The 22,221-nt window shown below is 41.0% G+C and carries 10 protein-coding genes; 3 read left to right on the forward strand and 7 right to left on the reverse strand.

The window, feature by feature from the left end; translation table 11 throughout:
• Positions 1–168: 168 nt before the first annotated feature.
• The 7 genes from F1E73_RS10430 to F1E73_RS10460 all read right to left on the reverse strand — a co-directional run bounded on the left by F1E73_RS10430 (position 169) and on the right by F1E73_RS10460 (position 13,591).
• Complete coding sequence (locus F1E73_RS10430; protein WP_150451863.1) at positions 169–867, reverse strand: hypothetical protein; 699 nt, start codon at positions 865–867, stop codon at positions 169–171.
• The gene (locus F1E73_RS10435) at positions 864–4,889 is read right to left on the reverse strand and encodes a discoidin domain-containing protein (RefSeq protein WP_150451864.1); all 4,026 of its coding nucleotides are present in this window, start codon (positions 4,887–4,889) and stop codon (positions 864–866) included. Before F1E73_RS10435 ends, F1E73_RS10430 begins: the two co-directional genes overlap by 4 nt.
• A 46-nt stretch (positions 4,890–4,935) precedes the next feature.
• On the reverse strand, positions 4,936–5,388 hold the full coding sequence (locus tag F1E73_RS10440; RefSeq protein ID WP_150451865.1) for a DUF4488 domain-containing protein: 453 nt from the start codon (positions 5,386–5,388) through the stop codon (positions 4,936–4,938).
• A 208-nt stretch (positions 5,389–5,596) separates the two neighbouring features.
• Positions 5,597–7,015 carry a DUF4998 domain-containing protein gene (locus F1E73_RS10445; RefSeq protein WP_150451866.1) on the reverse strand — a complete coding sequence of 473 codons (1,419 nt, stop codon included), beginning with the start codon at positions 7,013–7,015 and terminating at the stop codon, positions 5,597–5,599.
• 146 nt (positions 7,016–7,161) lie between these two features.
• Entirely contained in the window at positions 7,162–8,361 is a 1,200-nt protein-coding gene (locus F1E73_RS10450; protein WP_150451867.1) for a DUF5000 domain-containing lipoprotein, read from the reverse strand.
• A gap of 114 nt (positions 8,362–8,475) precedes the next feature.
• Positions 8,476–10,368: a RagB/SusD family nutrient uptake outer membrane protein gene (locus F1E73_RS10455; RefSeq protein ID WP_150451868.1), complete on the reverse strand. Its 1,893-nt coding sequence runs from the start codon at positions 10,366–10,368 to the stop codon at positions 8,476–8,478.
• A gap of 10 nt (positions 10,369–10,378) precedes the next feature.
• On the reverse strand, positions 10,379–13,591 hold the full coding sequence (locus tag F1E73_RS10460; protein ID WP_086478509.1) for a SusC/RagA family TonB-linked outer membrane protein: 3,213 nt from the start codon (positions 13,589–13,591) through the stop codon (positions 10,379–10,381).
• Between the two features lie 583 nt (positions 13,592–14,174).
• On the opposite strand from F1E73_RS10460, the gene F1E73_RS10465 reads away from it, so the two are divergent.
• The 3 genes from F1E73_RS10465 to F1E73_RS10475 all read left to right on the forward strand — a co-directional run bounded on the left by F1E73_RS10465 (position 14,175) and on the right by F1E73_RS10475 (position 22,041).
• Positions 14,175–18,305 carry an ATP-binding protein gene (locus F1E73_RS10465; protein ID WP_191089005.1) on the forward strand — a complete coding sequence of 1,377 codons (4,131 nt, stop codon included), beginning with the start codon at positions 14,175–14,177 and terminating at the stop codon, positions 18,303–18,305.
• Positions 18,306–18,451: 146 nt separating this feature from the next.
• Positions 18,452–19,834: a DUF3472 domain-containing protein gene (locus F1E73_RS10470; RefSeq protein WP_150451870.1), complete on the forward strand. Its 1,383-nt coding sequence runs from the start codon at positions 18,452–18,454 to the stop codon at positions 19,832–19,834.
• Between the two features lie 647 nt (positions 19,835–20,481).
• Positions 20,482–22,041 (forward strand): arylsulfatase, encoded by a 1,560-nt coding sequence (locus F1E73_RS10475; protein WP_150451871.1) that lies wholly within the window; start codon positions 20,482–20,484, stop codon positions 22,039–22,041.
• The last annotated feature ends 180 nt before the right edge of the window (positions 22,042–22,221 follow it).

Here is a 22,221-nt window from a genome sequence, read left to right on the forward strand (position 1 = left end):
ATCCAGTGAAGACAACTTCTAATAAAAATGGCTTTAGCCTACCTTTTAATTTCGGTATGATTGCTAAAGCCATTTCAAAACATTTTTCAATAGTACGCTAAGGTCTTAGTTACTTCCCAGGCAGGTTAAGCGGAAAGAGTAGTTTGGAAACCTTCACGTAGGATACGGCTATTTCACCTTAAATTGAAAAAGATTGGAGGTAGAGGTGTTTCCTTGAGAATCTACGGTTGTAACTTTCCAGTAATACGTGGTTTCCTTTTGTACTGCTACATTTTCTAGTTTACTAAGAGTGATATTTTCCTTGTACAATTCAGGTGTTTTACTAACTCCAAAATAGATATCAAAAGCGCTAATATCATTGTCAACATCGCTGGCAGACCATTCTAAGGTAATCCCGCTTTCGGAATAGGGGAGTTCAACATTAATTTCTGGAGCTACCACCTCGGCCGGAAAAGGAGCATAGGACGATGCTGACTCACTGGCATTGTAAAATTTCCATGTGTCGCTTTCAGTTATTTCGCCAGAGACGCTGTTTTTAGAGATTATAAACCAGGAATACGCTACCCCTCGTTCAAGCTCTATGGGGAGTTCATTTTTAGAAGTGTTGTACCCCATACTACTCCCGGTAGATAGGTTTTTCAATTTCAGCTCATAAGTGTCCGTATGTAGGGAAGCTTCCCATTTAAAGTTGACGGTGCTTTTAGTCTTACTTTTCACAACCCCCTCTATACATTCGGAATTGTTTAACGGAAAAACAAGGCTAGCCGCTGTAGGGGCTACATTTTCTTCTTCCTTTGGGGTGTCTCCGCCCTTACTACAGGAAAGGGCGGAAAACATGATACATACAGCTAATATAAAACGTTTCATTTTTTAATTATTTTAAAGTTGTGCTTTCCCTCTTGGGTGGTTAAACGAACCGCATAGATGCCACTGTAAATGAACCCTACGTTAAGCTGTGCGGTTTTGTAATTCACTACAAGGCTTCTGGATAAAATTAGCTTTCCACTTTGATCAAATATCTCTAGCAACACTAAGTTAGAGTTGTCTTCGCCAAGGTTTAGGTATAAATAATCCTCCACAGGGTTGGGGTATACTAGAATTTGATTCTCTAGTATAATCTCTTTCTCAAATACCCCCTGGCAATCCTTCTCCGTGGTGACGCCAATTTTATTTATCCCGTCTTCTAATGGGAGTGTTAGCTCGCTTTCCGAGGTTTCCCATACTTTGTCATTGATCGAAACCTTGTAATTGGATCCATTGTACATTTTAAGCGATAAAGATTTAGTACTTGCATCGTAGTACGACATAACGGCAATATCCTGTGGCTCACTGATTGCGATATCGTAACAACGTTTAAAATCGGGTTCTCCGTCTACCGTAAAGCATAGTTGGTAGGTACCCGATTTTAGGTCCGTAATTTCAAGGGTATCCGAAAAGTTATAGGTGTTGTTATAGTCAGTACCCACAAGGCTTGCTCGATATTGCAGGGTGGTTTTAGTACCTATTACCACCTTCCCGTTATCGCTACTTCTACAGGTCTCCGAAAATACTTCTACTGTAAAATTATTGGCGGGAAGCGAAAATTTAGTACAGCCATTAGCATCAACCACCGCACCAGGAGGGGTTTCCGGGCAATGGTCGTCTACATCTAGTACGCCATCATTATCATCATCGTCATCACAGGCATCGCCAATTCCATCTCCGTCAAAATCTGCCTGATCTGGATTGTCTATTCCCGGACAATTGTCTGCTAGGCAGCCTATAAAATCCAATTCCCCTATGGAGGCAAAAACCTGATTGTTAACCTCGGAGAGGGCTACTATTCTAAAATAACGACCCTTTATAGGCTCATCAAAATTTATGTGCTGCGGACTGGAGGTGTTGGGCCATTCTCCAGTATGAACAGGTTCTCCCCAGTTGGTGTTATCCAAACTGATATAAAGCTGATATTCCTTGATGCGTCCATTAGTGCCATGGATACGTGGTTGATAGGTAAACTTGCTTAGACTGTAGAAGTTGCCTAAATCTATTTGCAATTCATGAGGATAAGGGTCTGTACCAGTGCTCCAACGGGAGTGCCATATGGTATTGGGATCGCCATCAAAAGCGTTCGTAGCATGTCCGCCTTGATTGGTTTCCTCGCTGTTCACAAATAACAGTTTCCATTCATCCTTAGGAAGGAAAGCAGGATTACTACAGTCTGTAATGGACGGGCAAGTAGTGGTAGTTACCATTTCCTTAATGGTCTTGGAGTATACCTTGCCATTTTGGGTAACCGTCATGGTTACGTCGTACGTACCTGGGGCTCCCAATACTACTTTAGGATTTCGGATATTGGGGTCACTAATATAACTAGGTTGGGGGGTAATTTCCCATTGCCAGGAGGCCCCTTCGTGCTTTAGCATGGAATGATCGTCAAAATTGAGGGTGTCTAGCATACAATTGCTTAGTCCCTTTTCTACCCATGGGTTAAGCACGGGTTCAAAATTCTGGTCTTGCAGGAAACTCTCCCATACACCAGCTCCGCCAGCCACTCTAATTTTTGCATCTCTGTAAAAAGGCAAGGCTGTATTTACACTAAAGTTGGCCGGAAAATTATTAGAGAATAATGCCCAATCTGTCATGGAAGGAGTTCTATAGTAAATTTTTGAGGGAGCTCCCCCTCCTCTGGTGGTCACCAAATAAACAAGTTCTTCTCCGGTAGAACTAGGTTGTATTACCAAGACTTTGGTATTGGCATTGACGCTCCCCGAGATATCCTCCCAGTTATCGCCTCCATCGGTAGATTTAAAAACCTTCCCTTTGTTGGAGGTCCAGGTTCCATTGGCATAAGTAGCGTAGAGGGTATTTTCGTCATACGGGGATACCACCATGCTAATTCTTCCGTTCATCCCGCTTCCTCCAAATTCTGCACTGGTAAGCGTTGGTTTCCTAACCCAAGTAAGTCCGCCGTCCTCACTCTTATATAGCCCACTACCTCTAACATCTACATACATCACCTTTGGGTTAATAAAACTCACTTCTACCTCCATCACTAAATCTGTAAAGGTCTTTAGGGCAGAGAAGTTAACCCCCATATCATTGCTCATCCAAAGGGTATTGCCTTCCCCCATATAGAGTATTTCGTGGTAATTTGGATGATGAACCAAGCTTCCTCTATTGCCACCATATTCTAACATATTGGGATATTTGTTAAAGTGGAATCTACCTTCTGGAGCTCCTTCGGCAGTTTTTGGCAATATCCATCCTTGGCCTAAGTCGTTAAAAGCTACATGCCTGCTTTTTCCTTGTAAGACCCATCCTGTGGGAGATTCGGCGCCTCCCATTCTTAGGGCCTTATGCCCGTAGAAATCGGCCATTGCCGTATTTCCGTTGTGGTAGCGTCCTCCTACCACAATATCCTCATTCCATCCTTGGTCAAAACCCCACATGTCCGATCCTACCATGCCATTGATCAAAGGTTGGAAATCCGTCTCAAAGGCATCCTTGGAAAAGCTCAATCCGCCATCTGTGGCAACATATACGGTATCATCTGGCATCCAATAGATATCCTGGATATCCGGATGGATGCTAAATCGACCAAAGTAGCCGCCAATGGCATCAAAAGAGTTTCCACCGTCATTGGTTTTAAATAAAGTAGTGGTACCCACCATAAAAACATTTTCGTTGTTAGGTGATATTTCTAGCACAAGATCGTAATATCCCTGACCATTGTTATAGGGAAAAGCGGGGGTGTCACACTCAATGATCTCCGTCCACGTCCATGTGCCTGCGTTTAAAGTTCCTTTATAGAGTAATGGGGAATCCGTGCTAAGCATGGTGGTATACAAAATGTTGGTATTGGCAGCAGACATGGCCAACAATCCCCCAGAATGATCCGGAAGCGATGCTGGGAAACTTTCCATTTTGCTAAAGCTTATTCCTCCATTGTTAGAAGCGTACATTTCAAAATTTCCCAACTTATTTTTAGTCAACGCAAAGATGTTATTGGGATTCCCTGGCATTATTTGAAGATCGTAGGCGGTATTGGAAACCTTTTGTTGCCATGTAAGACCTGCATCCATACTAAGGTGAATTCCTTTATCGGAAGAAATGAAAATTTTGCTCGGATTTTCCTCATCTATAACAATATGGTTTACCCATAATTCCGAACTAAGGATAGGAGTCCAGGATTCTCCCCCGTCCAATGATTTATGAACCTGCCTAGAGGCAGCGGCATATACTATATGGTGGTTGGTGGGATGTACTGCGATACTGGTGATTCCTGATAGGAATAAGTAATCTGGCGCCATAAGGGTCCAGTTCTGTCCTTTGTCAGTGGATTTATTAATATACCCAGTTTCGGTTCCTGTATAGATGACATTGTGGTTAGATTTGGCCACGGCAACAGAATATACATTTACTTGCCATGGAGCTACACCAGGGATTTCAGGATTATTGGCCTCGTTTAGCCAGTAGGTGTTCCTGGGACCCAAAAAACTCCAATTGGAATTGGAAGTATCACTTCCTTTCAGACTAGTGGAAGGGCCTTTTTTTACTAAAGAGGCTTCTTTTTTTCCTGGTAAAGCTATGGTTCCGTCCGAAAGCACATAGTTGGTAACCACCCGTCTCCATATTTTGTAATATCTTTCTATAGGTGTTTTCCCAGGATCGGTCTCTTTATAGGCTTTATATCCGGCTTCTATCTCTTTATAATTTACCGGATATTGATAGAGTTTTTTGGCCCAATCAGGAAAGGACTCCTGATAGTTGGGTTTGTAGGTAATAATAATCCCAGGCAATTCATCATAGGGGGTGATGGGCAATTGTGCTTTACTATTCCCGATACCAGCAAGAAAAGCTAGGATTGGGATACACTTTTTTAAAAAAAATAAAACATCTTTTTTCATGATTCAGTGGGTGTAGTTGGTATTTGGGTTATCTGTTAAGCCTTATTTAATTACCTAAAGGCATGCGTGTCCATTTTTCATCAAACCAGTCTATTCCATTTGGGGTCCAGGAAATCAGTAAGGTTTTGCTATCAACTAATTCAAACTTAACCGTACTGTTTTTACCATTTAAATTGGGGTGTATGGTATGTGCTATTATTTGCTCCTCCAAAAGGTTTTTAGAGGTGATTTCATAGGTGCCATATTGTGCAATGGATGTATTGGCTGATGAAATTTCATTACCCCAGATAATAAAGGTGTAATAGGTGCCATTTGCGTTAATTACTTTATAATTTCCGGTCTTTACTTCTGTAAGTTTCCCTGTATTGGGGTTGGTTGCTCCGGTCTGCTCCCAGATTCCCACGATGGTATTGGATATGGGAACGTGAGCTTCATGGCTTTGTGCCGTTAGGGATGCCGAGAAACAAACAAGAAGTAATAATAAATAGATGTTTTTCATAGTAAATTAATTTTTAAATGTTACTCCATAGGGAAAGCCAGTTTCAGTTTTGTAATTGGTTGTTAACTAAGTGTTTAGGTGTTGCCTATTAGGTGAAAATACGTAAGAAGTTAGCTTCTTTTATAGGTGATTAAAGGCCTTGCTAAAAGAAAAAAGGAGGGAATTATTCCCTCCCTTTTCTTATGCTGATTATATTTGATAGTTATGGCTACTCTAAACCATATACGTTTATTTCTCCTAAGAAGGCATAGAAATTAGGCCCTTCTACGGCTACATATTTAAAATATCTAGCGGTTGGGGTAGACGGTATGGCATATACCTGTCCCTCATTGGTAGTTGGGTCCATATTAAAAGTCCCTAAATCTGTCCAAGTTTCACCATCCAAACTCACTAGGAACTGATGTTTGGTCTGTCCCCGGCTATCACCTTGTCTACGGAAAGTCTCAAAACTCGCGATCGTTTTTTCTGCTCCCATATCTATAGTAACGTAATGTGGATATCCAGGACTGCCACCTGCCCACTGCGTATGCCAGAAGCTGTTAACATTACCATCTATAGTAGCGGATGCTACTCCATTGGGCGCCCCTTCGTTTGGTTCTTCGCTTGAAAAATCAATCACCGTCCAAGCAGATTTGTCTAATAATTGTGCTGGTTGCGGAGTTACGGTGTAATCCATAGGGCCAAAGGAGTTACCATAGGCGTCGGCCAAAGTAATATGTATGGTCTGTTCGCCTTCATCCATTCCAGAAATAATGGCTTCCCCATCTACCTCGGAGGATGTAACCGTTTGAGTTTTCACCACTCCATCTACAGTATACTCTACCGTGAATACCAAGACGCCACCTTCAGGGTTGCTCCAGTTCATTGCAACGCCTCCCAAAACAGGGGTAAATTGAAGGTTGTTAAGTATTTCACCAATAGCAGGAATAGTTAATTCTTCCCAATCCGATTCAAATTGGTCAATTGAGGTTTCCTCCCCATTCCTGGTTGCACTAGGAACGTAATAGGTACGGTAGTGAACGGAATGGTCCAAGGAGATATTCTCTAAAACCACTTCGGTTTCTTCTTTTGGGACCGATACAACCACTTCTTCGTTAGAGGTTGTTGTAAACTTAATTTCTGTATCCCTTTGAAGCTCGGCTCCGATAGCTAACACCACCTTCATATCGGTTTGATCCACCTCAACATGATTTATGGACCTTGGTTCTAAATTGGATCGGTACCTTTCTCCATAAGCGGTCCCAAAAGCAATAGAGGGAACGGAGGTGTTACCGTCAGAATCTTTACTAGTCACTTTAAACTCATAGCTATTCTCTTCCAACTCGGTAACTATAAGGGATATTGAGTCGGTATCTTGGGCCGATTTTTCATAGGGGAACACTTGTTGATTTTCTCCCTCATTCCAAGAAACTACAATCTCATTAACGTTGAAGGCTCCTGTAATATACCCCTTGATCTTTACTCGGTTTTTCCCTGAATAGGTAGACAAGGAGTCTACTTTGTTAGTATAGATAATTTCCCCATCCTTGATGTATTCTTCATGTACCTCGTTCATATCTTGACAAGACATGAAAACCCCAGTAACCAAAAGGAGAAACAATTTAAATGTATGATGTATTGTTTTCATCGGTTTTTATTTTTTGTTGATTTTTTTGTTTACACCTGCCAGACTACGTCCTTCAGGCGGGTGGATGTCGCCAGGCCTATCATTTCACACCAAATGGTTTCAGTGCGAAATGATAGTTGCTTTTGGCTCCTTTCACCATCTATTGGTTAATCGTTAACGACATTACCCCAGAAGGTTATCTGTGATGCGTTGATGTATCCTGCGCCATCCCATGTTTCATCTACCGCTAGTCTGAAATATCTAATCTCTGGTACATCTAGTTCAAAAGTATATTCGTCCCCTTTATCCAAGTGGGCTATATCCTCATCCGTATTCTGCCCTATAGGCAAGCCAGAGGGTTTAATAGATTCGCATTCCCTTAATTTTATCCACCCCTCGAAGCTTCCTTTGTCTTCAGGTAATTCTTTTGCACCATAAAGCGTATATTTCTTCGGGTTTCCATGGGTAAAGCCAAAGTGGAGCTGTGGAGTAAATCTTTGGTGAAGTATAAACCTGCTTAATTTTACTGTAACCCCTAAATCTACCGTATAGATTTGTGGATTTGGATGATCTCCCTGGGTATGCACAATAGTTTCCAGTTTATCATCAAAGAAGTTGTAGTAATCACCTTCCCAAGCATCCCAATTAGTATCATCGGAAAGCACTACCTTCTTAAATTTGGTTTTGTCCAAACGCTCCTCAAATAGGGGGATGATGGTTTTATCCGGACTAGCTGGGTAAATGGTGTCCGTGGTATTTTCGTAACGGTCCCTGATAAGAGCAGCAAACTTAGTAGGGACAGATTCGAATCCCCTTATTGCTGCACTAGATTCCGATTGAGTGGTATAAACAGTTTGTACTTCTTTCCATTCTCCCTCTTTGCTTTCGGCAAACAACAATATAGAAATAGGTGTTTGCAGTTCATTGACCCACTCAAATCTAGCACCTCCAAAATCGGCCGTAATGCTCATAGACTCTTTAATAACATTCACAGGTGATTCTAACGGTGATGCAGTAAAGACTACAGGCTCCGATATGTTTTCCGAACGGTCTACCACATATAGTTTAACGGTTCTTTCCGAGGTGTCCCCAAACCCTTCAATTTTAAGTTTATTTTTATAGGCAGATGCCCTAACTTCTGAGGTTTCCCCCTTAGAATTTGTATAGGTGGCTTTAACATACAGTACATCTTTGTCCGCAGGTAGATCGTAAGTGATGTTGAATCCGCCATTAATGGGTTCGTATTGTAAATTTTCTATTTTATTAGGCGCAACTGTGTCTTTGGTAGTTGGCAAGTGCTCGTAATCTTCTTCACAACCAGCCATTATTAAAAGGCCGATAAATAGGAGGCTAACTATTTTTTTCATTTGTTTATATTTTAAAGTTTTTGGTGGTTAGCAGTCCCGATTTGTATCGGGACTTTATAGCTAACTACTGGTTCAGTTTCTAGGTGAATTTGATTGAATTCCATAATTTAAGGATTACCAACCTGGATTTTGTTGTAGGTTGGGGTTGTTGATCAATTCTTCCTCCCTAATGGGCCACAAATAATCTTTTTGATTAAAAGTTGGGTTGTGTAGCACCCGTACGGTATAATAGTCATCAAGAGGGTTTACCAATACACTCCACCCTTTAATAGGCTTATTCATATAGTCTTCCAGCAATTTCCATCTTCTCAGGTCCCAATACCTATTTCCTTCAAAGGACAACTCAATTAATCTTTCCTGACGGATAATATCCCTCATTCCTTCCTTGGTTAAAGGTTTTCCAGGGTCTTTGGAATGTTGTGCCCAACTGCTTACCACACCGTCCAAGCCAGCTCTTTCCCTTACTAGGTCTATATAGCGGTACACTTCATTGTCCGGGGCAGATTTCACCTCATTCAAGGCTTCCGCATAATACAAGTAAAGGTCAGCTAATCTAATTATTGGAAAAGCATATCGGTACTCACTGAAGCTGGTACCGTTCCTTACGGTTGTTTTCAAATTGACCAATTTTTTGGGCCAATATCCGGTAACAGAATGGTTGTTAATCTCGAAGATAGAGGCAAACTCCCCTCTTCTTGCGTGGATATACCAAGGATCGGTATCCGATTCCCTTCCGTTGCCAAACCAAACTCCTCTATCAAAAGAAAGGTCCGAATAGAAACGCGTTTCTCTATTAAAGTTTAAGATAGCCGTTTTTTGACCGGGCTCTATATAATAACGATCCTTGTTAGTGGCTTGTTTAGTTCTATATCTATTGGTATAGTCATAGTTGATATCCTCATCTATAGGCACCCCATTTTCGGTATAATACATTTCCGCGATTCGTAGGGTAGGGGCATGGTTAGAGGCTACCGGGTTGGTCGTATACGGATATAATCTAGGCATAGATTGGAACTGAAGTCCCCAAGTACTTTCGGTAGACCCCCAAATTAATTCCTTGTTCCATCTTTCCGTAACCCTGCTTCTTAAAGCTGCCTTTAGTAAAGTAGTATCATTTTGCTCTAAGGGATCATTATAGTCCTCTTTTGTAAATAGTGAAATTCCAACACTTTCGGCCAAATCTATGGCTTCTTTGGCAGCATCTGCCGCTCTTTGCCATTTAGAAGCGTCGTAGCTTGTAGGGAACATTGGTTTGCCTTCTGCATTCTTAAAACTGCTATACACAGGATTACCGTTGAATAGGGGGCTAGCATACTCCATTAAAACCCTCGTCTTTATGGCGGCAGCAATAGGCTTGGTGATTCGGCCTATTTCCTCATCCTCAAATTGAAGGGTCTCAGGAAGGCCAGCAATAGCTTTGTCCATGGTGGAAATTACGTATTCAAAAGATTCCTCCAAGGTGTTACGGGTAACCCTAGTATCCTCGGTAGAGGCAGAGACGGATATAGCCTCATCATTTATTACAATGGGTCCGTACATACGTAGTAAATAGAAATGGTAATAGGCCTTTAAAAACGTTACCTCTGCGGCCCACCTATCTTTAATGTACTGATCTACACCAGGTACACTCGCTACATTTTCCAAAAATATATTACAGTTCCTAATCCCGATATACAAGGATTTTCCACCATTACGGCCTACCCAATAATCAAAACGTGGGTTGCTAATGTTTTGGAAGCCTTGGGCTATAGCAGGGCCATTAGAATTTCTTTGTGTATCTGGATACCATATTTCGTCTCCTGCGTTTAATGCGGGATTTTGATTTATCCCTGGTGCACTAGGTAAATAACTATAGCAGGTGGCCAAATACTTTTCCGCATTGTACCGATTGGAAAAAGCAAGGTCTATGGTGGCCAAGTTGTCTGGGACGATGTTCAAATATTCCTTTTCACACGATGTTAAGAGTGTTATGAAAAAGAAAATTAATAAATACTTATTATTTTTCATGATTGTTGTTTTATAAAGATATCTGAATACCTGCATTAATAACTCTTTGAACGGGATATCCTAAGCCATTGCCACCCATTTCCGGATCCCAAAGTTTAAATTGACTTATGGATAGTAAGTTGTTCCCAGTCATATAAATTCTAACTTGATTCATTTTCATTTTGTTTAGCAATTTATCCGGAAGGGTGTAGCCTATTTCCAGTGATTTTAATCTTAGGAAAGAACCGTCTTGCATAAACCAAGTACTCGTTTGGGTATTATTCCCTATGTTGGAAGTAGATAATCTAGGCCATTTGGCATAGATGTCCCTGTTGTTCTCAGACCAATAGCTGTCTGCCCATACCTGCAACAACTGGTTGTTTGCGTCTCCACCTGGCCAAACGTCCACAAAAGGTGCGGTGTTCCATGGATTAATCCAAAAAGACTCATTGGCCAAACCTTGGAAGAAGGCAGAAATGTCAAAGCCCTTATATCCTGCAGATACTCCAAAACCGTAAACAATTTCTGGAGTTGTGGGATTTCCGATCGGCACACGGTCTAATCCGGAAATTCTACCATCCCCGTTGATGTCCTTATACTTGATGTCTCCACCGGCATACTCACCAAAGGTCTGTACTGGAGAGTTGTTTACTTCCTCCTGATCTACAAACAATCGCTCTGCTACATAACCCCATTGTTGGTTAATAGGTTTGCCTACACGGGATAGCCATGGCGTATCCGAATAATCTGGCTCCTCTATCTTGGTGATTTCGTTGGTAGAATAGGTGAAGTTCGCCCTTCCCTGTATCCATAGTCCGTTAGAGAAACTGTTGTTATACACCAAGGATCCATCAATACCACGACTCTTAGCTTCACCAATATTAGCTCTTACACTGCTTTCTAATCCCATACTGGCCGTAACTATACGGTTTGCCAGAATATTGGTTCTATGCTCAGAAAAATAATCGGCTTCTAGGGTTAATTTGTCAAATAGCCCTAACTCCAATCCTAGGTTAAGCTTAGCTGCTGTTTCCCAAGTGATATTATCATTGGCATATCGCTGTATGGAAACCCCTGGGGTGAAATTGTCAAAATCAGTTCCAGTTGTAAATCCATAACGGTTGTCATTTAAATTTACTTGAGATAAGTAAAAGAATCGATCCGCAGCACTTCCAATTTGGTCGTTTCCTACCAGACCATAGGTAACTTTAAACTTTAATAGGGAAATGGCGTCCTTATAATTCTCAAAAAACTCCTCGTTAGATACAATCCAACCCGCTGCCAAGGATGGGAAGTAACCCCAACGTTCCTTTTTATGGAAACGTTCCGATCCATTATATCCGAAGGTAAACTCCCCAAAATATTTGTCGCGGCTAGAAAGTGTAAAACGTCCCGCCAGCCCCATATTTCTGTAGGGTAGGGATTCTTGTAAATTTCCGGCATTGGATATTCTTCTATTGTTCATAGTAAATACCAACATCCCGGAGACATCGTATAAATCGTTAATGTTTTTATTGTAGGTTAGGGAAGACTCCAAATAAGAGGATGAGGTCACAAATTTACCGGTTTCCTGATAACTTAAATACTCAGTACCTGTTTCCTCGTTTAGCGGAGTTAAAATCATATTATTGGTAATGGGGTTTATTCTTGGCTCATAGAAGAAAGGGTTGTAAGACCTGTTAATTCCATTACCAGACTCCCTGTTGGCATTTACCACTACCTTGGCCATAAGTCCATCTGTAATGGCAGCCAGATCTTGCTCCAATTCTATTTGGGAGATAATCTTGGAAGAACCAGACTCTCTATATCCTTTAACCATATCGGCATAAGGGTTTAGGTAGTTTCCATTGTCATAATTCCCAAAGAGGATGTGATTAATATAGGAATTGGTTTCATCCTTCTCGTAATAAGGTCTAAAGAGTACAGGATTACTCTGCATAACTTTTCTGTAAATTGCCTGACCCGACTCTAATGGTCCCACGTAGTCATCATAGTTTCCAATAAAGCTCATCTTTAATTTAGTAGTTTCGGACAGCGCAATATTGGTATTGGAGCGCAATTGAAATTGCTTGTAATCTATATTACTGTTAAAGTTGCTCACCTTAGGAACATTTAAAATACCATTGTCTTGGCTGGCTGCCAAGGAAACATAGTATTGAGCTACTTTACCACCCCCGTTAATACTAAAATTAAAACGCTTGTTGATGGTATAATCCTTAAACAATTCTTTTTGCCAATCCGTTGTTGGATATAAAATAGGATCAACACCTGCAATGGTCTTGTCTATTTTTTCTTGGGTATATCTGGAGATTCCTAAGGGGTCTCTAGTTTTAATAGCTTCGTTGTGCATTCTCATATAGGTAATGGGATCTGCGAAGTCTATATTCTGAGTGGCTTGGGACATAGAAGTCTCTATTCTTGCACTAATCCTTGCAGGCCCTTCCACACCTTCTTTGGTGGTAACATAGATAACTCCGTTTGCCCCACGTGCACCGTATAAGGAAGTGGCAGTGGCATCCTTCATAATGGAGAAAGACGCAATATCATCTGGCTGAAGTCGCGCTAAATCCTGGGTAGTTAATTCTACCCCGTCAATTAGAATTAACGGACTGTTTCCGTATCCGAAGGAAGTTACCCCCCTAATAAAGAATTGGGCATTGTCTGCACCAGGCTCACCAGTTCTTTGATACGCAATCATTCCCGCAACATTACCTGCTAAAGCGGTGGTTAAGTTACTAGAAGGGATTTTTAAATCTGCAGGCTTCACGGTAGAGACGGACGAAATTACACTGGCTTTCTTTTGTTTACCAAAGCTTACAAGCACCACTTCATCCAGCGATTCCGCATCCTCTGCCAGAACCACATCAATGGTATCCTTGTCGCCTACGGTAACTCTTTTGGTTTGCATCCCCAAATATGAGAACTCCAAAATATCCCCTTCATTGGCTCGGATAGAATACTCTCCATCAAAATTGGATTGTACTCCACGGGTTGTCCCAAGGACCACCACGTTTACTCCGAATAAAATTTCCCCGTTCTCATCCCTAATGGTTCCTTTAATGGTTCTTGTCTGTTGGCTTATGGTGGGGTCGGTTGCGTTAGCGGTAACCGTACTGTGTGCATAAGTGCAGGGTAATAATAAAAAGGCCGAGAGTAAGGAGAAAAGTACCAGATTGTTCCTCCGCCTTCTTTTGGTAGGAACCAGCAATGGGCTCTCTTCATAGATTAATGCTCTTTTTTTCATGAAAATTGGTTTAATTTAATAATTGGTCAATTTTGATTTGGTTCATACTTGTTTTAGGTGTGTTCTTCATGTCATGGTTAATTGGGTTTGGTGTTGTAGGTTTAGTATTTTTTTTAGAGCAATCCGTTTTGGTAATAAGCCCATTCCACTCTCATGAAATGGGCATTCAAAAACTAACAAAACTTAACTCTAAACTATTTTTAATGAGATGAGGAATTATGGGGTATTTCTAAAGTCCACTTTTATAATTCCTATCTTACGCTTATTGGATTTACCTTCCCACTGTGATTATCCAATTAGTGGGTAGGGTGGCGGTTCCAGTATAGGTGCGAGTCGTTTTATTTATGAAATCTCTTTTAAGGTTTATATTATGGTTTGATTGGGTCATTTATTTTGTGTTCTACAAATATTAAGATTGTGTTAAATAGTAAAGTGTCTTATTTTAGCGTTCTGAGGGTAAATTTTAGGAAAGATTGAGGTTTTGATGAATAATTCCCCCTTTTTGATGAATTTATCTCCTACTATGAACTAATTATTTAGGAATATTATGCGAGGTAGCTATCCCTGTATTTAAGAAATGTTTATGAATCATAGGAAATTGGAAGTCGTAAAACTGAAATGGTGTGTTAGTGCTGTGATACTATATTGGTATTCTGCCTTTGTTTTCGCACAAAGCCCATCCAATTTTGTTAGCCTTCCTTTTAATATAGACAACCAAAGTGTTAAGGTCACCCATTCTGTTCAGGACGAGCGTGGCTATGTTTGGTTGGCCCATGCCTCGGGGGTTTCCAAATACGATGGCTATAATTTTGAATTTATCCCTAAGGAACTCATTTTTAAAAGTGCTGCATCCTCCGATGAGGTAAAGGAGGTGTTTAAGGACCAACAGGGGACTGTTTGGGCCTTATCCCTAAAAGGGGAACTCTCCTTTCTGCAAAAGAACGGTACTTTTTTATCCTTAGATCAATATTACCAGGGTTTTGGAAAGAAGTATTCCATTGAAGTGGTGTATCCGGACCAGGAACGGATGTGGATGGCCACTAAGACTGGTACCATATATGCCTATGATCATAGACAAGGGACCATGGACAGTATAACGAGTGTTCCAACTACAGGACACGGCCGTTATGGTATAAGCTCTATGGCAGTGAGAAAATCCCGGCAGTTAATATTAAGTACCTATAGGGGGCCCATTTATGTATATGACATGGAAACTAAAACACGGGAAACATTGGAGTTTCCTTATAATACCTCTTTGTCAGACAATACCTTACTACTGTTAGATAAGCAAAATAGGTTGTGGATAGGGTCTTCCTATATTAGTTTGGGTATCTTGGTGTACGATTTTGATAAGAAGGCCTACGTTCAGAATTCGCTATTTAGGAACCGACCCAATGGTACAATCACGGAATTGTTCTCTGCCCTTTATTGTGATGTGGATGGCTATGTATGGCTGGGCACGGACGGCAATGGTTTATATAGGGTAGATCCGCTATCGGGTGAGGTGAATACCTACAAACACAACGATCGCAACAAGTTTTCCCTGAGTACCAATACCGTAATACATATAAATGAAGACCTTAGAAATAATTTGTGGGTGCTCACCAATTATGGAAATATCAATATTCTTAGAAAATCTGGGAGCCAGCTATATTACCATCCTGGAACGGAAATATTAAAACCTACGCGAATATTATCTTCCTTTAGAGCTAGTAACGGATCGCTCTGGGTAGGGACAGACGGTGAAGGCCTGTCCAAAATAGATTCCGAAGGTATTAAGAAACAATTTTTTAAGAACGCCCTAGACGAGAAAGGTTTTTATATCCATTCTATCAATGAAGATAAGGATGCCAATATTTGGGTGGGAACCTATCAAAACGGACTTCATATCTACGATAAAAGGCAAAAAAGGTTCCATAAAAAGGACTTGGTAGACACTAATGGCCATAGTGTGCAGGATGTTAGATTTATATTTCGCGATTCCCAAAAAAGAATGTGGGTGACCACGGATCAGGGCTTGTTTGTATTTCTGGATGATAAAACCCTCCTGGCCAAATTTCAGAATTACTCTCATGGATTATTAGGTAGTATATCCCAAAGTATAGTAGAGGATAGCAGTGGAACTATTTGGGTAGCCCTAAATGGCGGTGGATTGTTTAGATTTAACGAGAACCAGATGGATTTTTCTAGATCTAACTTTAGTAGGTTCACTAATCTGGACGATAAGGAACTGACCAATAAAAAGAATGATATTCTGGCAATGTCCTGTGTGGGCGAGAATACCATTTGGGTAGTGTCCTTTGATGGCCGGTTGTTTAAATTTAGCATTGAGGAAAAAGAATTCAAAAGAGTAGAATTGAAGGGAGATTCTGATGAAATGATGAATAATGCACCCAATGACCCTGTTTTTAGATCGGTACTGCAGGAAGATGAAGATAATATATGGTTGGGGTCTACTACCGGCATTTGGCACTATAACAGTAAAGATTCCACAACCACGGTATATCAGGAACGGGATGGCCTACAAGATAATTTCTTTATGCAACGCAGTGCCCATAAAGGCAGAGACGGAAATTTCTATTTTGGAGGCCTGAATGGGGTCAACTATTTTAAACCAGGAATGTTACAGAAAGAGTCATTCTCAGCCAATTTGGTGATAGAAGGGTTAGAGATATTAAACCAACCCGCTATTTCTGTAGTTCCGGAACAGCTAAAAGAGGGACTGGAGAATATAGAAGAATTGACGCTCAACTATAATCAGTCATCATTTTCGTTTCGGTTCTTAGCCATGGATAATATACTTTACCCTAATTACAATTATGCGTATCGATTAAAGGGCTTTAATGATTCTTGGATAATTGCTGGAAAAGAACGCTTGGCAACCTATACCAACATTCCGCCGGGGAATTACGTTTTTGAGGTGCGGGCAGGTACCAAGACAGGAAACTGGGACGTAGATCAAAAGTCGGTTAACATACGTATTTCAGAACCCTTTTGGAACAGTGGATGGGCACATTTATTTTATGCTTTGCTCTTTATAGGATTACTATATGGGATTTATTTATGGATAAAACTTCGAAATAGATTGCAAGCGGAAGCGTTACAACGTGACCATGAAAAGGAATTGTACGCTTTAAAAATGAATTTTTTCGCTAAAATGTCCCATGAGATCCAGACGCCTTTAACTTTGATATTAATTCCGTTAGAAGATATGATGGCACGTGCGGTAAAAAGCGGTAATGAATTACTGCAGCAGCGTTTACAAATCATATCCAACAATGCAAAAAGATTGTCCAGGATTGTTTTTGAGCTAACCTCATTACGGGATAAGGAATTGGAGAAATTGGTTTTGCGACCCTCCCAGCTCAATATCATTGGCAACTTAAAGGAAATAGCCAGTGCCTTTAACGAGCAAGCTAAATATAAGGGAATTAACTTTAGCTGTAGTTACCCTAAGGAGGAGCTGGTTATGTGGTATGACAGAGATAAATTGGAGCATGTAATTTTTAACCTTATGTCTAATGCCTTTAAATTTACCCCGAAGGAAGGTACGGTGACAATGGAGGTAATACTAGATGAGAATGAGGAAAACATTACCATACGTGTTTCGGATTCTGGACCGGGAATTCCAAGGAACGAACTGGAAAATATATTTAAACTTTTCTATCAAGCAGATGCGGGGAAACAGAGCATGGGTACCGGAATTGGTTTGGCATTGACCAAAGAACTTGTTCATGTGCATAATGGAACCATAGACGTAAGCTCGGAGGTTGGTAAAGGAGCCTGTTTTAGTGTCTCCATACCTGTTTTAAAGGGGGAGGTGCTTGCAGCATCCACTAACGATAGGGAAGGTGTATTAGCACATTCCTATGCTACGGAAAATCTAGATTTTGAGCTTACCAAGCCAGAGGCGCCGTCCCAATCCTTAAATAAAACTTTATTGATTGTGGAGGATAATTTTGAACTTCAAATTTCCTTGCGCGATATGTTTATGAAGTATTATAAGGTGCTTTTGGCAGACAATGGGGAGGAAGGCTATACAATGGCTTTAGACCATCAGCCCGATCTTATTATTACGGATGTAATGATGCCAAAAATGGACGGAATAGAAATGAGCACCCATTTACAGCAAAATGAGGCAACCGCCCATATCCCGATTATTATGTTAACGGCCAAAAAGACCCATCAGAATAAATTGTTGGGCTTGCGAGCGGGTGCCATAGAGTTTATTGGGAAACCTTTTAAGATTAATGAATTGATATTAAAAGTGAATAACATAATTACCAAGAATGATCATTTGGTATTAAAGTATAAGAACGACCTCATAAGTACCCCTACGGTAGGTTCTCATAAATCCCAGGATGAAATCTTTTTGGAAAAACTGGTTTCGCTTATAGAAGAAGAAATAAGTAACCCAGAGTTTAAGTTAGAAGAGCTTTCAGACAAACTGAATATGAGCTACTCTTCCATCTACCGAAAATTTCAAAGTTTAACCGGAAAAAAGATAGTGGATTTTGTACGGACCATGCGACTGAAAAAGGCAGCTGTGCTCTTGGCAGACTGTAATTACCCGGTTTCGGAAACCGCATTTCTAGTTGGGTTTAACGACCCCAAATACTTCTCTAAAATCTTTAAAAAGGAGTATGGGGTTAGCCCGGCCAAGTATAGGGGTAAGACGGATCAGATGGACCCTATGCAACTAACAATCAAGTAGGCTTACATTAAGAGGAAGGATTTTTTATATAGATTTCTTTATGATTTTGGTGCTGATTTAGCTAGTTTTGAGGCTGTACTTGGCATTATTGCCAGCATACAGTAATTTCAAATTACCAATCTTCAATAAAAAAATCAATAGTATTTATGAATAAGAAATTATCCTTCTGCTTAGAAAGGTGGGCAGCCAATTCATGGGTGAAAACTAACAAGCTTGGCTCATTAATCGCCCTTGGCGCCCTGTTGGTGTTAGGTGCTTCCTGTAACTCCTTGCCCAAAAAGGAGAGGAATCAAGAAGAAACAGGCTCTTTAGAATTGCCAATTGCTATTGAACCAGGTGGTAATAGCTGGGTTGTAAACAACCTACAGCAGAGTCACGAGCTTATTTCCAATGCCGGAATAGAGAATTGGACCAAGCCGGACGACATTATAAGGACTTATTTTAAAACTGGGGTTGCCGGAGAGCTGAAACTTGGTTTAAAATTAAGGGTACTAGACGGAAAATCTACACTGCGTGTAAGCGTGGGGGATGAAACTAAAACCATTGAAGTATCTAATGGCGAATGGGAAACTGTGGCGGTAGGTAACTTCAATATAAAAAAGTCTGGGTATCATTTTGTAGAGATTCAAGGGATTGAAAAAACAGGGGAGGTCTTTGCGGAAATCGAGGAAGTGCTGGTTGGAGGATCGGCCACAGAGGGAGCGTTCACCTATGTGAAGGAAGATTTTTACTGGGGACGTAGGGGGCCATCGGTGCACTTGTCCTATACCGCTCCTGAAGGGAGGGATATAAATTGGTTTTATAATGAGATTACCGTACCAGAGGGGGAAGATGTCATCGGCACTTTTTATATGGCCAATGGCTTTGGGGAAGGATATTTTGGGATGCAGGTTAATTCTCCAACAGAGCGAAGGGTGCTATTTTCCGTTTGGAGTCCCTACGAGACCCAAGACCCAAATGAAATTCCAGACGAGTATAAAATAATCCTTTTAGGAAAAGGCGATGGGGTCACTACAGGTGAATTTGGGAATGAAGGTTCGGGCGGACAAAGTTATAAGGTGTTCAACTGGAAAGCTGGTAATACCTACCGATTTTTATTGAAGGGAGAACCCACTAACAACAACTCTACCGATTATACGGCTTACTTTTATGATACTGAATCGGCAAATTGGAGTTTAATAGCCAGTTTTAGAAGGCCCCATACCAATACTTATCTAAAAAGACCACATTCCTTTTTGGAGAATTTCAGGACAGAAATGGGAGCCGTCTCCAGAATGGCACATTACGGTAATCAATGGATACTGGATACCAATGGGGAGTGGCACGAACTTACCGAAGCCAAATTTACCGCCGATGCAACTGCGAGAAAAGGATCTCGTGATGATTATGCTGGAGGTGCCGTGGGAAACACATTCTATATGAAAAACTGTGGCTTCTTTGATGAAATGACCACGGTAGATACCTTCCATGAGAGAACTCCCAATGGAACTCCTCCAAATATAGACTTCTCTTCCTTAGAGAAACCGTGATAGGGAGGGTGAGCAATGTGGAAATGGAGTCAATTTGTAAATGTACCAATGTACCAATGAGTTAATTTGGAGATTTGGAAATGTGTCAATTGGGTTAATCGAAATATAGCTTCCACAGCTCATACCTATCGGTAGGGAAATCAGCCATTGAGTTGTGGGAGATTGAGCGGAGTCGAAATCGGTTTAAGTTGCAGGTGTAATAATTTGATAATTTGGAAATGGAGTCAATTTGTAAATGTACCAATGTGCCAATGAGTTAATTTGGAAATGAGTTAATTGGGTTAATCGAAATATAGCTTCCACAGCTCATGCCTATCGGTAGGGAAATCAGCCATTGAGTTGTGGGAGATTGAGCGGAGTCGAAATCGGTTTAAGTTGCAGGTGTAATAATTTGATAATTTGGAAATGCGTCAACTAGGGAAGATTCATGCTTTGGCTATACCAATTTCTTATTAATCATTCACCTGATGAAAGATCAAAGTATTTTTAAATAATTTATACAGCTCCAATAACAGGACTCCAGTATAAAGTTGCCAATCACAAAATCTAACTACTCATTACTTTGTACTTAATACTAATTAATTTTTGAGCCTACTGCTACTGCCTACTGATAAGTAACCTTCCATCATAATGAAAACCTAAAAACAATGCGCAAGCCATTTTTATTACTTTTAATTTCTCTTTTTCTATTTTCCTGTAAGGAGAGTACCAAAAAGGAGTTGGCCGCCACCACCTCCAAGCCGAACATCATTTATATTTTGGCGGACGATCTTGGGTATTCGGAAATTGGTGCCTATGGACAGGAAAAAATAGAAACCCCCCATATAGATGCCCTGGCAGAAGAGGGGATGTTGTTTACCCAGCACTATACCAGCGCCCCAGTTTGTGCGCCAGCAAGATATATGCTGCTCACTGGTACCCATTCTGGAAATGCCTATATAAGGGGGAATGACGAATGGGGTGCTAGGGGAGAGGTGTGGAATTACAAGGCCATGGCGAAAGACTCTACTTTGGAAGGGCAGCGTCCCTTGCCCGATAGCACCATTACTATAGCGGATAAACTAAAAGAAGTAGGCTATAAAACTGCTGTTTTTGGAAAATGGGGACTGGGAGCACCGCATACCAATTCCATTCCCACCAAAATGGGATTCGATTATTTTTATGGGTATAATTGTCAAAGACAGGCCCACACCTATTATCCCTTACATTTATACAAGAACGAAAATAGGGTGCATTTAAATAACGATACTATTGCACCCCATACTAAATTGCCCAAAGGGGCAGATAGTAATGATCCTACTAGTTATAAGAACTACAGCCTGAACGATTATGCGCCCGACCTGATTTTTGGGGAGCTGAGCAATTTTGTGGCCGAGCATAAAGAAAATCCCTTTTTTGTGTATTGGGCAACACCTATTCCGCATGCTCCAATCCAAGCTCCAGAGAAGTGGGTGTCCTACTATGCAGACAAATTTGGCGACGAGGAACCCTACCTAGGGGAGAAGGACTATTTCCCCCATCGCAATCCCCGTGCCGGGTATGCAGCAATGGTTTCCTATTTGGATGAAAATATCGGGAAGTTGGTTGCACAGCTGAAGGAAGAGGGAATTTATGACAATACCTTAATTGTTTTTACTTCAGATAATGGTCCTACTTTTAATGGAGGGGCAGATTCCCCATGGTTTCAAAGTGCGAAGCCCTTTAAAAGCGAACGTGGTAGGGGGAAAGGATACGTTTACGAGGGTGGGATACGTGTGCCTATGATTGCTACATGGCCAAAGCATATAAAGCCTGGCAGCACCACAGATCATATTTCAGTACAATATGACGTGATGGCTACCCTGGCCGATATCGCAGGCTATGATAAACCCGAAAATACAGACGGTATTAGTTTTCTACCCAGCTTGTTGTCCGACACTAATCAGGAGCAACACGAATTTTTGTATTGGGAATTTCCTGAGTATGGCGGACAACTGGCTATAAGGATGGGCGATTTTAAACTGGTGCGTACCAGTTTGAAAACTCCTAAAAAAGAACCCACACTAGAACTGTATAACCTCAAAACAGATAGCGGGGAAACTATTAATGTGGCAGATCAACATCCGGAAATCCTAAAAAGAGCTGCCCAGATTTTAGAGGAAGAACATACTGCTCCAGAATTGGAGAGGTTTAAAATTCCAAGGTTAAAAGAAGGACTGGGGAGGTGATTTGGAAATGAGCTAAAGAGATAATTTGGAGATTTGGAAATGTGTTAATTGGGTTAATCGAAATATAGCTTCCACAGCTCATGCCTATCGGTAGGGAAATCAGCCATTGAGTTGTGGGAGATTGAGCGGAGTCGAAATCGGTTTAAGTTGCAGGTGTAATAATTTGATAATTTGGAAATG

The organism is Arenibacter lacus (assembly GCF_008711145.1).
Classification (GTDB): domain Bacteria; phylum Bacteroidota; class Bacteroidia; order Flavobacteriales; family Flavobacteriaceae; genus Arenibacter; species Arenibacter amylolyticus.

Excerpts from the sequence above, each read along its gene's own strand:
- F1E73_RS10430 (WP_150451863.1), bottom strand. The coding sequence starts at position 867 with ATGAAACGTTTTATATTAGCTGTATGTATCATGTTTTCCGCCCTTTCC.
- F1E73_RS10435 (WP_150451864.1), bottom strand. The coding sequence starts at position 4,889 with ATGAAAAAAGATGTTTTATTTTTTTTAAAAAAGTGTATCCCAATCCTA.
- F1E73_RS10440 (WP_150451865.1), bottom strand. The coding sequence starts at position 5,388 with ATGAAAAACATCTATTTATTATTACTTCTTGTTTGTTTCTCGGCATCC.
- F1E73_RS10445 (WP_150451866.1), bottom strand. The coding sequence starts at position 7,015 with ATGAAAACAATACATCATACATTTAAATTGTTTCTCCTTTTGGTTACT.
- F1E73_RS10450 (WP_150451867.1), bottom strand. The coding sequence starts at position 8,361 with ATGAAAAAAATAGTTAGCCTCCTATTTATCGGCCTTTTAATAATGGCT.
- F1E73_RS10455 (WP_150451868.1), bottom strand. The coding sequence starts at position 10,368 with ATGAAAAATAATAAGTATTTATTAATTTTCTTTTTCATAACACTCTTA.
- F1E73_RS10460 (WP_086478509.1), bottom strand. The coding sequence starts at position 13,591 with ATGAAAAAAAGAGCATTAATCTATGAAGAGAGCCCATTGCTGGTTCCT.
- F1E73_RS10465 (WP_191089005.1), top strand. The coding sequence starts at position 14,175 with ATGAATCATAGGAAATTGGAAGTCGTAAAACTGAAATGGTGTGTTAGT.
- F1E73_RS10470 (WP_150451870.1), top strand. The coding sequence starts at position 18,452 with ATGAATAAGAAATTATCCTTCTGCTTAGAAAGGTGGGCAGCCAATTCA.
- F1E73_RS10475 (WP_150451871.1), top strand. The coding sequence starts at position 20,482 with ATGCGCAAGCCATTTTTATTACTTTTAATTTCTCTTTTTCTATTTTCC.